This window comes from Mesorhizobium sp. M8A.F.Ca.ET.165.01.1.1 (assembly GCF_004792065.1).
GTDB lineage: Bacteria > Pseudomonadota > Alphaproteobacteria > Rhizobiales > Rhizobiaceae > Mesorhizobium.
Genome location: NZ_SRTH01000013.1, coordinates 106489 through 123692, shown reverse-complemented (window position 1 = coordinate 123692; position 17204 = coordinate 106489). Strand labels below are relative to the sequence as shown.

Sequence of the window (17204 nt, the reverse complement as noted above, 5' to 3'; positions counted from 1 at the left end):
TCAGGCGTCCCTAATTTCGGTCCGCGCCAAGCCGTTGTCGAGATTGATCGTGGTGCGCAGGCGCATGCGTTCCGGTGTCGGCGTCATGATCAGCACGGCATCGATCTCGATCTTTAGCCCTACGGTCTTATCACCAAGGGTGACGGTAACCTTCGTCGCACTTTCCTTGAGGCGGGGCTCGAAGGTGGCGAGCACCGAGCGGATTTCGCGCGCCAGCACGTCGCGGTCAAAGTCGCGGGACGAACGTCCCGAGAAGGAAGGCACGCCGTAATTGACCACGCTTCGGCGGACCTCCGGAAAATCGGCGAGCGACGGTGGGTTGTCCGCCATCTGCTCGTTCTCCAGGTCGGAAAGCAGCGGTGTGGCCTCGAAGCGCTCGGTGTTGAACAGAGCCTCGATGTCGCGCCGCACCGCTTCCCTGAGCACGCGGGCCGATACCACCACACCACGGCTCTCGATCTCGACGCGGTGCTGGGTCTGAAAGGCCAGGCGATGCAGACGCCGTTTCTGATCGGGCGTCAACTCCGCATCCGCGTCGATGCTCCGCGCACTGCCGGCAACCAGGGTGTCGAGACGGTCCGCGCCAAGCTCGTTCAGTAGGACATGGCGCAGCCCGTCTATCTCCGAGGTCAGGCCCGGCAGGTCGTTGACGAGGCGATCCCACAGCGACGGCTGGACGGCCTCGCTTTTCGCCCGCAGGCTGCCCGCGATCTGCTGCTTGCCCGCGCCGGGCCGCCGAACCTCACTTGCCGACATAGACATCCATTTCGGCTTCATCATTGCCGTCATAGACGAACTTGATCTTCTTGTAGGCGAAGCTGACCGCTTCCTCGATCAGGTCTGCCTCATCGTCAGCTTGCGACATGTCGTATTCCATGATCGAGGCGTCGGTCAGCGTAACGACCAGGTAATCCTTGCTTTCGCCATCGATGGTCCGACGTGCCGAAAACACCACCTCATTGAGGGCCTTGTTCTCGAACAACGCCTTTGCCAGGTAGGGCGAGGATTTGTCATAGTGTTTGGTGAACTTGATCATGCCCATGGACACGCGGCCACGGCGTGAGAGCGAATTCGGATCATAGGGTGCGACCATCTTGTAGTCGACGCCATGGACTTCGATCTCGTCCGAGTGGCCGTCGCGGGTGCTGGGGCCCTTGATATCGGGGACCTTCAGAAAGCCATCAATCTTCATGGTCGTGGGCATTTTCTCTCTCCACCGCTTTTAAAAACCAAGATGTTGTTGCTGCAAATCAAGTCTTCACGGACGGCAGTTCCGACACCAGTCGGAGCGAGGCATTGATGCCCTCCAGCTGGTAGTGCGGGCGCAGATAGAAGCGGGCATTGTAGTAGCCTGGCCGCCCCTCCACGCTGTCCACCTGGACCTCGGCAGCGGCAAGCGGACGCTTGGCGCGCGCCTTGTCGTCGGCAAAGGCCGGGTTGGCCAGCACGTAGCGGTTGATCCACTCGGTCAACCAGATCTGCATGTCGGAGCGCTCCTTGAACGAGCCGACCTTGTCGCGCGCAATGGCCTTGAGGTAGTGCGCGAAGCGCGAGACGGGGAAAAGATAGGGCAGGTTGGCGCTCAGCCGCTCGTTCGACTGTGCATCGGGATCGACCAGCCGGCCGGCACGCGTTTCGTCGTCCTGCAGCGAATGGGCGCCGATGAAGGCCGCCAGATCCGTGTTCTTACGGTGCAGGATCGGCATCAGGCCGAGCTTGGCCAGCTCGGCCTCGCGCCGGTCGTCGATGGCGACTTCGGTCGGGCATTTCATCGCGATCGAGCCATCATCGGTCGGGAAGCTGTGCACCGGCAGATTGAGCACGGTGCCGCCATTCTCGACGCCGCGGATTTGCGTGCCCCAGCCGAAAAGCTTGTGGCTGCGGTTGATGTTGACGCCCATCGGGAAGGCGGCGTTCATCCAGACGTATTTGTTGTGGTCGCCCTGCACCTCCTCCTCGAAGGTGAAGCCCTTCACCGGAACGGTATCGGTGCCATAGGGCAGCCTGGCCAGAACGCGGGGCATGGTCAGGCCGATGTAGCGGGCGTCCTCGCTCTCGCGCAGCGACTGCCAAGAGGCATAGGCCGGGTTGGAGACGATCTGCTGCAGGTCTTGCGGGTTCGGCAGTTCCTGCCAGCTGTCCATGCGGAACAGGCGCGGCGAGGCGGCTGCGATAAACGGCGTGTGCGCCGAGGCGCAGATGCCGGAGATATTGCGCAGCAGGCCGACGTCGCGCGGGTGGTTGGAGAATTCGTAGGCACCGATCACACAGCCGATCGGCTCGCCACCCAGCATCGAATACTCGTCCGTATAGACCTTCTTGAAGATCGGGCTCTGGTCCCACATCTGGCCTTCATAGTCTTCGAGCGTGTCGCCCAGCTGTTCCTTGGAGATGTTCATCACCCGGATCTTCAGCTTCTGGTCCGTCTCGGTGTTGTTGACGAGATACCAGAGGCCGCGCCAAGTGCCTTCCATCTCGCGCACTTCCGGTGCGTGCAGGATCTCGTTGACCTGTGCCGTCAGCATCTTGTCGATGCCCGCGATCAGCGACTTGATCGACTTGATCGCATTGGACGAAATGGTCGTGGTGTCGGAACGCGACTGCGCCGCGAGTGCCAGATTGCGCACGAGTTGCTGCAGCTTCTCGCTGTCGTCCTTCTTGACCTTGAAGTCCTTCTCGAGGAGGCCGCTGAATTCGTCGAGGTTTATGGCTTCGGCCTCGGCGGCGACGGCGGCGGTCTTTTGCTGTTCGGCCATGGTTTACTCCCCTGCCTTGTCGTCGTCGGCGAGCGCCTGGCCGGCGATCTTGCCAAGCAGCGGCTCGTTGTTCAGCAACTGCGCGATGCGTTTTTCGGCGTCGACACGGCCGTCCATGAAGCCGAGCAGTTCCTCGAGCTGGCGGCGCATCTTGAGGATCTCGGCCAATTGCGGCACCTGCGCGGCAATTTTGTCGGGAGCGAAATCACCCATCTTGGTGAAGGTGAGATCGAGCGCCAGTTCCTCGTCGCGCTCCTGGCCTTCGGCCTGTGGCAGCGTGTTCTTCACTCGGGCTTTGACGCGCGGCCCGAGCGCCTCCATGAATTTGGGGAAGCGGTTGGCGTCGGTCTCGACGAAGGATCGGTCCAGCACCGATTTTGACGCTTCCTTGGTCTGCGAAGCGCCGGAAAGGTCGGCCATCACCGCCATCACAAACGGCAATTCGATCGTGGTCGGGCTACCGTAGGTTTCCACGTCGTAGGCGATCTGCACCCGCGGCGCGCGATTTCGTTCGATGACCTTCGCTTTGCTTTCGGCTGGCATGTGCTGTTACCTTTCATCCTTCTGGGCCGTCTTCTTGACATCGGGAACGCCGGCAAGGAGCCGGAATTCCTTCAGCCCAGACGGGGCGAGATCTTCCATCAGTTCAACGAAATCCATGTGCACCATGCGGCGCACGCGCCGTGCCAGGTGCGGTATAGGGCTCGACGGTTCGGTGCGGTCGTAGAAGGCGACGACCAGGTCGAGGCACTTCACCACGTCGTCGCGCGAGGAGATCCGGTCGGGAAGCCCCGTGCTCGAGTCCGAGTAGCTTGCCGCACTTGTCATAGTATCGGCTCCACGACCGTTTCGAGCAGGCGTTGCCAGTTCTCCCGGGTTGGGCGTCTTGGCCGAGCCATTCGCCACGGCGCCGGCTGCCGAGTTCCGTTCGAGGGTCGTCAGCAAACGCTGGAGAAACCGCTTTAATTCCGGAACGGGAGCGCCGCCGCCTTCGAGGCGGGCGTTTAGGGCGGTTTCGACCGCGTCAAGAGCTGCGATCGCTGCCCTGGTGTCGGCGACGAGCGCGACCATCTCTGCGCCGGCCTGATCGATCTGTGCCGCACATCCGGCACGCACCCGGTTCAACAATTGTCCGTGGGCGCTGACCAGTGCGGCCTTTTCCGCCGTGTTCAATCCCGAGGCGGCTTCCTGGAGCATGATACGGTCGTCGAGCGCGCTTTGTTCCAGGTCGCGTCCGCTGATCGGTCCGATCGCGCGTGGCGTAAAGAAAATCATTTGCCGCAGGTTCGCCAGCAACCCGTCCTGACCATTCTGGAGGTCGAGCAGTGCGTTGATACGGCGCAAGGCAGCATCGCGAGGCGTAGCGTTGGGCCGCAGGGCCGGATGCATGGTTTCCCAATGCTGATCGAAGGTCTGCGCGATGAGGGTCAGACCCTGCGCGAGCCCGGCCAGTCCGTCTTCATTGGCCAGCGCACGCGTGACGATGACCAGCAGGCGCAGGTCGCGGCCATGCGCGCGCAAGTCCACCGCCTTTGCCAGCACTGCGGACCAGTCGACCGGAATGGTGCTTTGCGACGTGGGCTTGTTGTTGCCGTCGTGGACGACCTTGACCTCGGGCTCCGTCAGGCGCTCCAGCTCATGAAAAGCCGGGTCGTTGCGCAAATCCTCACCTGACGGGTTTCCACCGTCGAGCGGACTAAGCCAGAGCGCGGCATCAATCACTCAAACCCCCAGCGACCGACCTCATACCGTAAGTGACGCAACGTTATCACAGGGTTGCACTTTACCACAATTAAACGACGGCTCAAAAATTAACAGAAGCTAAACGCCACCGCCTCCAGAGTGCCGGAATCCTTGGTGTGGTGGCCGAAGCTGCAGGCGAACCGCATCGCGGAGGCCGTTTACAGTCAGTGGTGCGGGACTTTCCACAAATGGAAACGAGCCGGCTAAACCGGGCATTGCGACAGCGGTACATCAGGCGCTTTGTCAAGTGATGGCTTATGTGGCAATTTATCGGCTGGCAGACTGCAGGAGCACGTTCGATGGAACAGCGCCGGTCATCGCAGACTTTCAAGCGCAAGGAACTGGTCGGCAAGCTCAATCCTGTCGGTGTCCGCGCCTTCAAGGCGGCTGCGGACACCGCCAAACTGCGCGGCAACCCATACGTCGAACTCGTCCATTTCGTCGAGCAGCTGGTGCTTTCCGACCGCTCGGACGTGCAGATGATCATCGCCGATGCGGGCGTGGATGCGAGCCGGATCACCGCCGATATGACCCGCGCCGTCGACAAGCTCCCCTATGGCGCCACATCGATCGAGGAGTTCTCCGACCATATCTTTCATGCCATTCAGGAAGCCTGGAACCTGGCTACGCTTGAGTTCGGCGTGGAGGAAGTCCGCAGCGCCCATATTCTGCTTGCCTGCCTGAAGACGCCGGTGCTGGAAGGCCTGCTGTCGAAGATCAGCGGCGAGTTTAACAAGATCGATGCCGACGCGGTCATCGCGCGGTTCGCCGATGTCGTGGAGGGTTCACTCGAAGCCGGCACCTCGACCACGCTCTCCGTCGCGGAGGCGCCGAAGCGGGCTCCGGGCGGGGATTCGGCGCTGGCGAATTATGCCACCGACCTGACCCAGCGCGCCCGCGACGGCAAGATCGATCCGGTCGTCGGCCGCGAACCAGAAATCCGGCAGATCGTCGATATCCTGATGCGGCGCCGGCAAAACAACCCGATCCTGACCGGCGAGGCCGGGGTCGGCAAGACGGCGGTCGTCGAAGGCTTTGCCTTGCGTATCGCCGAGGGCGACGTGCCGCCCTCCTTGCAGAATGTCAGCGTGCGCATGCTCGACGTCGGATTGATGCAGGCGGGCGCCAGCGTGAAGGGCGAATTCGAAAAACGGCTGAAGGCCATTATCGATGAGGTTCAATCATCCGAAACGCCGGTCATCCTGTTCATCGATGAAGCCCACACCTTGATCGGCGCCGGTGGCGCGGCCGGAACCGGTGACGCGGCCAATCTCTTGAAACCGGCGCTGGCGCGGGGCGAACTTCGCACCATCGCCGCGACGACCTGGGCCGAATACAAGCAGTACATCGAGAAGGACCCGGCGCTGACCCGCCGTTTCCAGGTGGTCAAAATCGACGAGCCGTCGGAGGCGGTGGCCGTCCTCATGTTGCGCGGTGTGGCCGGTGTCCTGGAGCAGCACCACAAGGTGCAGATACTGGACGAGGCGATCGAGGCCGCGGTCGGCCTTTCACATCGCTATATCCCGGCGCGACAATTGCCGGACAAGGCAGTGAGCCTTCTCGACACCGCCTGCGCCCGCGTCGCCATATCGCAGCACGCCACGCCCGCCGAGGTCGAGGACATCATGCGCCGTCGCCAAGCGCTGGAGGTCGAAAGCGGCATCATCGGTCGCGAGGCTGCGATAGGCATCGAGGTGACTGACCGGCAGGCCCGGGTCGACACCGGACTTGCCGAAACCGAAATCACGTTGGCCGCGGCTCAGCAACGCTGGGATCGGGAAAAGGCATTCGTCGCCGAAATACTCGAACTGCGCGCCAGACTGCGCGGCGAGGGTGTTCCGCTCGATCCGGTGGAGACGCCGGAAAGCAATACCGCAACGGCGGGCTCCGACACAGTTGAGGCTCAGCCGCCGAAGACCGAAGCGCCTAAGGCCGAAGTGCCCAAGACTAAAACGACGAAAGCCAAAACAGCCAAGACTGATGTAGAAGGACCGGCCGCTGCCCCTCCATCTGATCCTGCCGCCGATCTCGGCCGGCTGCGCGAACTGATGGCCGAACTGGCCGAGGCGCAAGGCGAGACACCGCTGATCCTGCCGTCGGTCGATCGCAATGCCGTGGCGGCGGTCGTTCAGGACTGGACGGGCATCCCGACTGGGCGGATGCTATCGAGCCAGACCGAAAAGGCGCTGCGGCTCGCCGGCAGCCTGTCCGAACGCGTGGTCGGACAGGATCACGCCATGGAGATGATCGCCAGGCGGGTGCAGACCAGCCGCGCCGGGCTCGGCGCGCCCGAAAAGCCGGTAGGCGTCTTCCTGCTCTGCGGCCCTTCGGGCGTCGGCAAGACCGAAACGGCATTGGCGCTGGCCGAAACGCTCTATGGTGGCGAGCAGAACCTGATCTCGATCAACATGTCCGAGTTCCAGGAGGCGCACACCGTCTCGACGCTCAAAGGCGCGCCGCCGGGCTATGTCGGCTACGGCAAGGGCGGCATCCTGACCGAAGCGGTGCGCAGAAAACCCTATTCGGTGATCCTGCTCGACGAGGTGGAGAAGGCGCATCCCGACGTGCACGAAATCTTCTTCCAGGTTTTCGACAAGGGGATGATGGACGACAGCGAGGGCCGCCGGATCGACTTCAAGAACACGCTGATCCTGCTCACCTCCAATGTCGGCTCGGAGGTCATCATGGACCGCACCAAAAATGGCACGCTGCGGGCCGGGCTCGACGATCTGGACACCGCCTTGCGCAGCCCATTGCTGAAAGTCTTCCCGGCGGCCTTCCTCGGCCGGGTGGTGACCATTCCTTATTATCCGCTCTCGGATTCGATGATCGAAGCAATCACCCGTCACCAGTTCGCCAAAATCGCCCGCCGGCTGCGGGCAACCAATGATGCGGAACTGGTAATCGGCGACGGTGTCATGGATCTGATCAAGGCCCGCTGCACCGAGATTGAATCCGGCGGCAGGATGATCGATGCCATCCTGACCAACACGCTGCTGCCGGAACTGAGCCGCGGCGTGCTGAACCGCTCGCTCGAGGGCGAAAAGATGACTAAAGTCACCGTCGGCGCCTCCAAGGAAGGGTTCACCTATTCCTTCGAGTAGGAATGTTGATGACGATTTGCTTCGGCGTCTCGCGCATAAGCAGGCTGAGCCGGTCAGCTCGACGATTTTTGAAGGCATGGAAGTACCTGCCTGCCGTTCCATCTCGGGCCAAAGGGCGAGTTTGTGTGGCGTGATTGACCTACTGACGGTACTTTTCGCAGGGCAATGTCATCACGTCGAGACGCTTCTGTGTGCAAAAATCGAGCGATTGTTCCCGATAGTTGGTGAAACCTCAGAATATTTTTTGTCGCGATTTTCCCTTTAAAATCAAGAGCGTAACTTTTTGACGGACTGTGCGTCGGCTTTCGGTGCCGCAGGTAAGAAAAAACCCAGCTAGATCAATGACCTAGCTGGGTTGGGAACAATCGAGTGGGAGTAGGGGTTAGCGTAGTATAGAGTGCTCCGACGTAGTTTTTCGCAGAAAAAACAACGATTTGCGGATAGTCTCATTCACTATCGATGTCACATCATCAACGCAGTCTCCGACTGCCCTAAATCACTGATTTTTCTGACCCCATGCGAGCGAGGTCTCATTGGGATGTAGGGCCAGTAGATCAATCCGACGATATTTTTGACAGTACTCTTCCGCGCGGCTCAACGTCCGAGAAAAACTTGGCGGCCACACCGCGTTTCGCGCGGGAAACGTCGCTGATCAAGCCATCACCCGCCGCACCGAGCGTGCTGAAACCGAGATGGCGATGAACGCCAGCAGGATGACGCAGAAACTGCCGGCCAGCGACGAGACATGTGCGATCAGGCCCAGCAATCCAGGCCCCAGCAGCAATCCAGCATATCCCATCGTCGTCACGATTGACATTGCCCGAGCGGCCGATGCGCCTCCCGCACGGCCGGCGGCTGCAAAGAGGGTGGGCACGACGTTGGCAAGGCCAAGACCGCACACCGTGAGTGCAACCAGAACAACGGGAAGATTGCCGCCCATCAGGATCAGTACGAGCACCGAACCTGCGCAGATCGTTGCGCAATAGCTCAACATTGTCATCTGCCCGATACAGTTGGCAATGGCGTCACCGAACAGGCGGCCGGTTGCCATCATGGTCGCAAATGCCGCGAAGCCATAGGCGCCTGTGCTTTCTGCGCCGCCGGATCGCGTCACGATGTAAATGGCGCTCCAATCCATCATCCCGCCCTCGGCGAGCATCCCCAGAAATGCGAGGCCGCCAAGCAGGTAGAGGTGCTTCGTCAATGCGCTGTCCAACTTGCCGTCCGTCGCCTCTATCGCGTCCGCAGGCCCGTTGAACCGGGCTGCATTGTTCCACCCCGCGCAGGCGACAAGCGCCACTGCCCCCACACCGGCCCCCGTGACGCCAAGGCATACGCTCAAGGCGCCACCGTAGGACAGCATTTGACCGACCACAAACGCGCCGGCTAAGCTTCCGAAACTGAATACGGCATGGAAAGACGACATCACCTGCCGCCGCATGCGGCGCTCCAATGCCGAGGCATCGATATTCATCGAAACGTCGAGCGTTCCGAAACCGGCCCCCGCAAGAAACACAACCGCCGCCAGCGGCCAGGCGCCACCGACATAAGGGAGGGCTATCAGGGTGGCGCCAAAGGTAATCGATCCCAGTAAGCTGAGGACACTGCTTGGAACAATCGCTGCCAAGCGGCCTATATTGGTCATCATCGAGATGGCGCCGAGAGCAAAGCAGATCAGGACCAGCCCGAGTTGCCCTTTATCCAGGTTCATTTGAATGCTGAAGACTGGAAGGGACGAAGCCCAAGCCCCGATCCCGATACCGCCGCCGAGAAAGAACAGACTGCAGAAGAACCGGCTTCGTTTGATGCCTTGGGAAATCGTCGAGACATCGTTCACTATCGTAGGCCTCCGGACTGCTTGTCATTATCAGCCGGCTTGCGGGAGGCCGGCGAGCGCGTGAGGCTGATCTTGGAGATAGAACTGAGGCGCGTTCCTACTTGCCATGCTGGATAAAGTTCGCGGTCCTCTCGCCGATCATAATGCACACAGCGTTGGGGTTGCCGGATATGAGCGTCGGCATGACCGATGCATCTGCCACGCGAAGGCCTTCTACACCGTGGACGCGAAGCTCGGGATCGACGACTGCCATGCCGTCCTTGCCCATTCGGCAGGTGCCGGCCGGATGCAGCGCCGGGTGCGCGACCTCTTGGCAGAACTTTCTCACCTGCAGCGGAGTCGCTATGCCGGCGGACGGGATCTGCCTTGACGCAATGTAGCGACGGATGGCCGGCTGCTCCATGATATCGAACGCTCCCATCGTTCCTTCAACCACCGCATCGAGATCGTAGGTGTCGGAAAAATATCGCGGCGCAACACGTGGATTTTCGTAGGGGTCGGCGCTTCTCAGCGTCACTTCCCCTCGAGATCGCGGCCTGATCTGCCCAAGATTGATGGTGCAGCCATTCCCGCCCGGGACTGCATCGACACCTTCCTCGATGCCGGCTCCCACGACCATAAAGTATTGCACATCCGGGATGGCCTCGCTTGTATTGCCCCACCAGAACGCACCGCCTTCGATGAGGTTCGACGAAGCGGGCCCATCCCGGAACAGGAGGTAGTTCAGACCGGCAGCGGCCTTCCAGTGCGGCTTCTTGTATTTGTCGTAGCTGTGGGGGCCGTTCAACTGATAGACGAGAGATATCTCGATATGGTCCTGGAGGTTTTGCCCGACGCCCGGCAAGTCGGCAACGACAGGAATGCCATGTTCGCGCAAGGCCACGGCGGGGCCGATTCCAGACAACATCAGCAATTTCGGCGAGGCAATCGCACCGGCCGACAGGATAACTTCGCGACTGGCCATAAGCACCCATTTGCGGCCTTTTGCGACGTACTCCACTCCAACGGCACGCCCCTTCTCGACGATTATGCGGGTGACCGTGGAACCGGTTCGAATCTGGAGGTTGGGTCTGCGGCGGGCGGGTTTGATGAAGGCCGTGGCAGCACTGCTGCGCCGCTTGTTCCTGGCGGTGATCTGGTAAAGACCACAGCCGGCCTGGTCGCCGGAATTGAAATCCGGATTATAAGGCAGTCCAGCCTGCTGACAGGCCTGCAGCCAGGCGCGGGTGAGGGGGTGGATGTGGTCGATGTCGGAAACGCCGAGCGGTCCGCCCGCTGCGTGAGCCTGATTGCAGAACCGATTGTTGTCTTCGGAACGCAGAAAGAAGGGCAGTACATCAGCGTAGTTCCAGCCATCCGCGCCGAGCGCCTCCCACCGCGCATAGTCAGACGGAGCGCCGCGGATATAGATCATGGCGTTGACTGAACTGCCGCCGCCCAGCACCCGGGCCTGGACCATGGTCGGCTGTTCGCTTCGCGATTGGCTTGAGGTCGGTTCCCAGGCAATTCGTTTCAGGAGTGATCCTTGAGCAGTCTTGTAGTAGGCGCCCGGAATATGGATGTAAGGATTGAAGTCGCGCGGCCCTTCCTCCAACAGGAAGACCGAGGCATCGGGGTTCTCCGAGAGCCGCGAGGCAATCACGCAGCCGGTCGAGCCGCCGCCAATAACGATGTAGTCGCAATTGGTTTGCATCACTTCTTCCTGCGGACGTATACCCCAGAGGGCCGAGCCATGCGATGTCATGGGCCAAGATCCTAAAACAGCCGCCCCGGTTTTAGGGCCAGGGCGCCGCGCTCAATGTTTGATTGACCGCGGCGAACCTCGACAATACCGAGGCGTCGGCGGCTAGTAGGCAACCTTCGGGTATCGCTGACAACTTCGCAGGATGGCGAACTTAGACGCAACATGACGCGCCGAGAGAGGGGTCGCGCCTTGGCTCAGACATAGGACGCCCGGCAGGTTTGGCCTTCCGGGGCGATAGTTGGAAAGCGGCTGGCGTCAGTGCCGCTCTCGAAGGGCTAAAGGCCTTCGCAAATCGACGCATGAGGGGCGTCAAGTCACGACAAGAATCGTCATAACGCGCACTTCTTTCAGGTGCCACGTTATGGTTTGGTATGGTGAAAGTCACCCTGAGGATGGACGACAAACCCGTGCCCAACCAAACGAGAGACCTTTCGTTTGCCGACGACTTCATCTTCGCCAAACTCGTGGAAGATGTCCGCGACTATGCCGTCGAAGACGCCGTCGTTGTGAACATCAGCCCCAGCGCCATGATCACCGGTGACGAGCATCCGGCAATCGTGCCTGCCTGGAAATCGACATGGCTGAAGGGCGGGCAAATCAAGTCCGCGGAGCGCGCGGCGATCCTCAAGGTGCGAAAAGCCACCAATCTTGGCGGGTGCATGTTTCGCGGTTGGGATTGGCTGGGCAATCGCATCAAAAGCTTTCCGCGCGATACGCCGCTTTTCATTTCGTCGCAGGACGAGATCGGCACGGTGTCGACCGACCCGCTGGTCTTCACCAATGAGCGTGCCGCGCCAGGATCGCCGCAGACGTTCACGCTCAAGCTGAACCTGTGGTGGTCGCCTGGAGACACGGACTGCTTCATCCACAACGAGCACCCGTTCCTGGAAACGCATACGCAAATCCATGGCAGTGGTCGTATGCAGAAATTTCGACTGCGCGACGAAACCACGATTTACGAAGACGTGGTGATGCCTGTCGGTTATTCGCATGACCCGTTTTGCCGGATTACAGGCAAAAACCAGTGGACCTACCCCTGGCATCGCTATTACGCGGACACTGACTCGGTCTGGCTGGCTATAGAACTCCATCCATAACAGTAGTCACGCCATGGTCTCCCACGAGCCTTTCTCGTCTAGCGCCGTCGCGACCACCAGCCCTGTTTTCGTCGGCCATACAAAGGTGGACGAACCTGCATGAGAGCGGGACGACGGGGCTTTGGATCGCGCCCGGCTCTGGTCGCCGGCTGTCGGCCTTTGAGAGCAGGACATGATCAAAACGGCGCTCCACTCGGCGCAATCTCGCAAAGTGAAAGGAAGCACTAATGAAACTCGACAGCTTGCTCGTTGAAGGCACCGACAACGGCACGGCGACGATCCAGGACGATGTGGTGCGGCTTCGCGTCAATGGAAAAACGGATTGGTTCTTCGCTCCAAGCGGCAACAGCCGGATGGCAAATGTCACGCGACTGGTGGGGGAGGTCGAAGACAAGCATTTTGCATTGTCCGCAAAGGTCTCCGTCGAATTCGCGTTCGCCTTTGACGGTGGCGCTCTCTTCATCGAATGCGATGGTGACAACTGGGCGAAGATCGCTTTCGAGTTCTCAGCCGCGCGCAAGCCGACCATCGTCAGCGTGGTCACGCGGACTACATCAGACGATTCTGACGGCCCGGCCTTTCCCGGCGACCATGCGTGGCTGCGGGTCTACAGCGATGGGGAAGCAATCGCCCTCCATTTTTCGACCGACGGCAAATATTGGAACTTCCTGCGCTGGTTCACGCTGCCTGGCATTGCAAAGCGACCCATCCGTATCGGCATGGGGGTTCAATCGCCCACGGGCGAGGGGACGACCGCTGTCTTCTCGGACATCAAACTTTCCGTTGGCAAGATCGATGATCTGCGCAACGGACAATAGTCGAGCCGGCACTCATTGACGACGCCGGGCCGTAATCCGCAACGGCCCGGTTCCTACTTCCGTAGGTCCTGGAAAAGTGCCCATTGCGGCGGCGGTCGCTTTGTCGGCTGGTTGATACCAGGAGAGCGGGCCGGCACATTCGGCGCCGCGACTTCCTGCGGGAGCAAATACGGGCGCGCGGCTTTGTCCACGTCCTGGCGCGAACTGCATTGCGTCGGCCGCATCACGGGCGATGGCCCGGATATTGACGCCATCTCATTTGCCTCGCCTGCTTCCAGTTTGGCATTCTGATCTAGAGCCCGCAAAGCGGTTCCAAGCCAACAGAAGGCCGGAATCATTCGCGTTTCCTCGCCTTCCATTGAACAGAAGACCGGCGATCAACCTTGATGCACGACCATCCGAGGTTTCAAAAACCCGGCTGCGGAAATGTCGTTCGAGCCCGTTGCACGAAACGCTCTTGACAAGGGGAGCGCTTCACGGGATGTTCATTCAGTAATAGTGACTTTCACTGAGTGAAATAAGGATTGGCAATGACGACTGTGCTTCAAAAGGACGAGATCAAGGGGATCATCCCGCCGCTCGTTTCGACCTTCAAACCCGACGGTGATCTGGACCTTGACCTGTTCAAGGGCGAACTGAAGTTCATGGAGAGCGCGGGCATCAGCCTCGCCGTGGTCGGCGGCAGCACCGGTTCAGGTGATGAACTCTCCGCCGAAGAACTCGGCATCCTGGTGGAGACCGCAACAACCAGCAGCAAGCTGCGCGTCATTGCCGGGATAATCACGACCACCACACGCGACGCTATAAAACGTGGTCAAATCGCCAAGCAGAACGGCGCCTGCGCCCTCATGCTTGGACCGCCCATCTACAATACCCCGTCCGGGGAGGGGCTGGATAAGTTCATCCAGGATGTCGGGACGGCGACCTCGCTTCCCATCATCTACTACAATCATTTCTTCAACCCGCCGGCCGTCATGCAGCGCATTGCCGAGCTGCCTGAGGTCATCTGCCTGAAGGAAGTGGCGCTGGAGCCCGTGACGGAGCTGGTCCAGACCGTCGGAGACCGTGTTGTCATCGCCGCGGGTGCCGACAGCGTGAACATTGCTAGCTTCCTGTTTGGGGCAAAGGCATCGATTTCCGGCATCAACAGCGTGATCCCGAAGCAATATCTGGAAATCCATGACGCGCATGCGGCGGGCGACTATGCGCTCGGCCGCAGGCTTACGGACAAGATCGCGCCGCTCGCCCGCGAAATGACCAAGGGCGTCAATTTTCCCGCCCGCATCAAGTTCGCGATCAATGCCCAGGGCCGCAAGGTTGGTGAACCGCGCCTGCCGAATGGCAACCTGGCGAAGGAGGATCAGGACAACATCCTCAAGGCTCTCAAGCATGCCGGGCTGCTTGCCTGAGCCGGGATCGTCTGCAGCTGCCCGTCCGTTGGTCGATTAAACAGGCAAACAAAACAATCAAAACAGAGGGAATGTGGAAATGAGCAAGGACATCAATCGCCCTTACGCCGATCCGACGCTTATCGGGCGCCGGGATCTATTGAAAACAGGCTTGTTGATGGGCACGGGCATGGTGCTGGCGGGGGTCGGGCTTCGCCCGGCCCTTGCCGACGAACCGAAACGGGGAGGGACGCTGCGGGTCGGCCTTGGAGCGGCCGGCGCGAAGTCGTCGCTCAACCCTTTCATCTCGACCGGCGATATGGATTTCGCCGTCGCCCAGTCGATCTTCGATCGGCTCACCGACTTCGACAAGGATGGCAATCTCTACAACAAGCTGGCCGATGACTTCACCCACAACAGTGAAGGCAACATCTGGAAGATCAAGCTCAAGAATGGTGTCGTATGGCACGACGGCGCGCCCTTCACCGCCAAGGACGTCGCCTACACCATCCAGTACATCCTCAATCCCGACAACAAAGCCGATGCATACCCCAACCTGGCACCGCTCCTGGATTCGAAAGGCGTGCGCGCATTGGATGCAAGCACCGTCGAAATCGAACTGAAGCAGCCTTATGCCCTGTTGCCGCAGGTGTTGGGCAGCAAGGTGATGTTCCTCATCAAGGACGGCACGACCGACTTCGAAAAGCCGATCGGCACCGGACCCTTCAAGTTCGTGTCGTGGTCGCGCGGCCAGCGGGTGACACTGGCACGCAGCGATAATTATCGCACGGCAGGTCAGCCCTATCTGGATGGGGTCGAGTTCATCGCGATAAACGACCCCACCGCCCGCATGAATGCGCTTGTGGCCGGCCAGGTCGACGCTGTGGCACAGCTCGACGGAAGCCTCGCGCGGCTCATCGAAGCGAACCCCGCGCTTGTGCTCCTGCGTTCCAAGAGCGGCGCCACGACCGATCAATTCATGATGACAAACCTGAAACCATTTACCGACGTGAAGGTCCGGCAGGCGTTCAGGCTGATGGTCGATCGCCAGCAATTGCTCGACAATGCGCTGTCCGGCTATGGCAGGATCGGCAACGATCTGCATTGCATCACCGACCCGGACTATGCAGCCGAACTCCCGCAGCGTGCGTACGATCCGGATCAGGCCAAATCGCTGCTCAAGCAGGCGGGCTACGACAACAGCCAGGCAATCACCCTCTACACTTCCGACGCCGCTCCAGGCATGCAGGCGTCGGCCACGCTCATCGCCAACCAGGCGAAGAAAATTGGCGTGAACATCGAGCTCATGGTCGTCCCGCCAGACAGCTACTATTCCGGCCCGAACTTCAAAAAGACCCAGATGGGAAGTTCGGACTGGGGGCAGCACACCCTCGAATCCCAATTCGGCCAAGGCTACGCGCGGGGCGCCTACTGGAACGAACCGGATTGGACCAGCGACGCGTTCGACAAATGGGTAAACAAGGCAAGGGCCACATTCGATGCCCCCAAACGCCGCGAATATTACGTGGAGGCGCAGAAGGTGCTCTGGAACGAAGGAGCCTATATCATCTGGGGCTTCCGCGATCTCCTCGACGCCTCCAGCGCCAAGGTCAAGAACATCGTTCCCTCGACCCAGAGAAACCTCGGCTACTATCAATTCGAAGGTGTCTATCTCGCGTAAGCAGCAAGGCCGCCGTGTCGCCAATCAGGCCACGGCGGCTTCCTCTCCTATGAAGAGTGATAGCCCTTGAACAAGCCGTTGCTGCAGCTTTTGCTGACAAGAATAGCCCTGGCTTTCGTCACGCTATTTGCCGTCTCGGTCGTTGTCTTCACCGCGACCCAATATCTGCCGGGAGATCCGGCCCGTGCGGCTCTCGGCGCCAAGGCCGACCCCTCCGCAGTCGAGGCGCTCAGGCGCGAGTTCGGCATGGATCGGCCTGCGGTCGTGCAGTATTTCAGCTGGATCGAAGGCGCCCTCACTGGCGACTTCGGACGATCAATCCCCTCAGGCCGGCCGGTGTGGGAAGCGATCGGGCCTAGGGCCGTCAACACCATGGTGCTGACGGTCACCTCGCTGCTCTTGCTGATACCGCTCTCGTTCGTACTTGGCATTGTCGCTGCGATCTACAAAGACAGGTTGGCGGATCACCTGATATCTGTCCCGACCATCGTCACGGTTGCCTTGCCCGAGTTCGTCATTGGCACCGTGCTGATCGTGCTTTTCGCAGTCTATTTGCGCTGGTTGCCGCCGGTCTCGCTGATCAACGACAGCCTGCCCCTTTCATCCCAATCCAGCCTCTTCATCTTGCCGGTGCTGACGCTGCTCGGCACGACGCTCGCACAGGTCGTGCGCATGGTTCGGGCAGTGGCCCTCGAAGTGCTAAGCGCCGAGTACATCTACATGGTGCGGCTAAGAGGGATAAGTCCGGCGCGGGTATTGATATGGCATGTCCTTCCAAACACCATCACGCCGACCATTCAGACGATCGCGTTGAATGCGGCCTGGTTGGCGGGTGGGGTCGTGGTCACAGAATCCGTCTTTCAACTGCCCGGAATCGGCAGCGCGCTTTCTGACGCGGTCATCAACCGGGACATGCCGACAGTGCTCGCCATCACGCTGATCATCACGGCTACCTACGTGCTCATCAACCTGGTGTCGGAAGCGCTGATCCTTTTCCTCAACCCAAGACTGCGCGTAGCGCGCGGGAAGAACTGAG

General features: G+C 60.4%; 13 protein-coding genes. 6 read left to right on the top strand and 7 right to left on the bottom strand.

Annotated features, from left to right (window positions below; translation table 11 throughout):
• From tssE to tssA, 5 genes are read right to left on the bottom strand one after another with little or no spacing between them, the layout of a single operon-like run.
• Positions 1-756: a type VI secretion system baseplate subunit TssE gene (tssE, locus tag EN808_RS27190; protein WP_135881127.1), complete on the bottom strand. Its 756-nt coding sequence runs from the start codon at positions 754-756 to the stop codon at positions 1-3.
• A complete protein-coding gene (locus tag EN808_RS27185) occupies positions 743-1204 on the bottom strand; it encodes an Hcp family type VI secretion system effector (RefSeq protein ID WP_032926026.1) in 462 nt (153 codons plus the stop codon). Before EN808_RS27185 ends, tssE begins: the two co-directional genes overlap by 14 nt.
• Positions 1205-1250: 46 nt before the next feature.
• Entirely contained in the window at positions 1251-2756 is a 1506-nt protein-coding gene (tssC, locus tag EN808_RS27180) for a type VI secretion system contractile sheath large subunit (RefSeq protein WP_027033815.1), read from the bottom strand.
• Positions 2757-2759: 3 nt separating this feature from the next.
• Positions 2760-3299, bottom strand: a complete 540-nt coding sequence (gene tssB / locus EN808_RS27175) for a type VI secretion system contractile sheath small subunit (RefSeq protein WP_027033816.1) — start codon at positions 3297-3299, stop codon at positions 2760-2762.
• A 6-nt stretch (positions 3300-3305) separates the two neighbouring features.
• The gene (gene tssA / locus EN808_RS27170; protein WP_135907066.1) at positions 3306-4478 is read right to left on the bottom strand and encodes a type VI secretion system protein TssA; all 1173 of its coding nucleotides are present in this window, start codon (positions 4476-4478) and stop codon (positions 3306-3308) included.
• 320 nt (positions 4479-4798) lie between these two features.
• On the opposite strand from tssA, the gene tssH reads away from it, so the two are divergent.
• Positions 4799-7603 carry a type VI secretion system ATPase TssH gene (tssH, locus tag EN808_RS27165; protein WP_135917246.1) on the top strand — a complete coding sequence of 935 codons (2805 nt, stop codon included), beginning with the start codon at positions 4799-4801 and terminating at the stop codon, positions 7601-7603.
• Between the two features lie 652 nt (positions 7604-8255).
• Here the strand turns inward: tssH and EN808_RS27160 are convergent.
• Both EN808_RS27160 and EN808_RS27155 read right to left on the bottom strand, forming a co-directional pair.
• Positions 8256-9440 (bottom strand): MFS transporter, encoded by a 1185-nt coding sequence (locus tag EN808_RS27160; RefSeq protein WP_189522873.1) that lies wholly within the window; start codon positions 9438-9440, stop codon positions 8256-8258.
• A gap of 97 nt (positions 9441-9537) precedes the next feature.
• Positions 9538-11133, bottom strand: coding sequence for a GMC family oxidoreductase N-terminal domain-containing protein (locus tag EN808_RS27155; RefSeq protein ID WP_127871034.1), 1596 nt, complete (start codon positions 11131-11133; stop codon positions 9538-9540).
• Between the two features lie 443 nt (positions 11134-11576).
• Between EN808_RS27155 and EN808_RS27150 the strand changes: the two genes are divergently transcribed.
• The 5 genes from EN808_RS27150 to EN808_RS27130 all read left to right on the top strand — a co-directional run bounded on the left by EN808_RS27150 (position 11577) and on the right by EN808_RS27130 (position 17203).
• Positions 11577-12281: a hypothetical protein gene (locus EN808_RS27150; protein WP_167531280.1), complete on the top strand. Its 705-nt coding sequence runs from the start codon at positions 11577-11579 to the stop codon at positions 12279-12281.
• Positions 12282-12508: 227 nt separating this feature from the next.
• A complete protein-coding gene (locus EN808_RS27145) occupies positions 12509-13099 on the top strand; it encodes a DUF1349 domain-containing protein (protein ID WP_127870949.1) in 591 nt (196 codons plus the stop codon).
• Between the two features lie 530 nt (positions 13100-13629).
• Complete coding sequence (locus EN808_RS27140) at positions 13630-14508, top strand: dihydrodipicolinate synthase family protein (RefSeq protein WP_127870950.1); 879 nt, start codon at positions 13630-13632, stop codon at positions 14506-14508.
• Between the two features lie 79 nt (positions 14509-14587).
• Entirely contained in the window at positions 14588-16168 is a 1581-nt protein-coding gene (locus tag EN808_RS27135) for an ABC transporter substrate-binding protein (protein WP_245511665.1), read from the top strand.
• Positions 16169-16234: 66 nt separating this feature from the next.
• On the top strand, positions 16235-17203 hold the full coding sequence (locus tag EN808_RS27130; RefSeq protein ID WP_127870951.1) for an ABC transporter permease: 969 nt from the start codon (positions 16235-16237) through the stop codon (positions 17201-17203).
• The last annotated feature ends 1 nt before the right edge of the window (position 17204 follow it).

Bases quoted from the DNA above. Each gene is read 5' to 3' on its own strand.
- tssE (WP_135881127.1), bottom strand. From the start codon at position 756: ATGTCGGCAAGTGAGGTTCGGCGGCCCGGCGCGGGCAAGCAGCAGATC.
- EN808_RS27185 (WP_032926026.1), bottom strand. From the start codon at position 1,204: ATGCCCACGACCATGAAGATTGATGGCTTTCTGAAGGTCCCCGATATC.
- tssC (WP_027033815.1), bottom strand. From the start codon at position 2,756: ATGGCCGAACAGCAAAAGACCGCCGCCGTCGCCGCCGAGGCCGAAGCC.
- tssB (WP_027033816.1), bottom strand. From the start codon at position 3,299: ATGCCAGCCGAAAGCAAAGCGAAGGTCATCGAACGAAATCGCGCGCCG.
- tssH (WP_135917246.1), top strand. From the start codon at position 4,799: ATGGAACAGCGCCGGTCATCGCAGACTTTCAAGCGCAAGGAACTGGTC.
- EN808_RS27155 (WP_127871034.1), bottom strand. From the start codon at position 11,133: ATGCAAACCAATTGCGACTACATCGTTATTGGCGGCGGCTCGACCGGC.
- EN808_RS27150 (WP_167531280.1), top strand. From the start codon at position 11,577: ATGGACGACAAACCCGTGCCCAACCAAACGAGAGACCTTTCGTTTGCC.
- EN808_RS27145 (WP_127870949.1), top strand. From the start codon at position 12,509: ATGAAACTCGACAGCTTGCTCGTTGAAGGCACCGACAACGGCACGGCG.
- EN808_RS27140 (WP_127870950.1), top strand. From the start codon at position 13,630: ATGACGACTGTGCTTCAAAAGGACGAGATCAAGGGGATCATCCCGCCG.
- EN808_RS27135 (WP_245511665.1), top strand. From the start codon at position 14,588: ATGAGCAAGGACATCAATCGCCCTTACGCCGATCCGACGCTTATCGGG.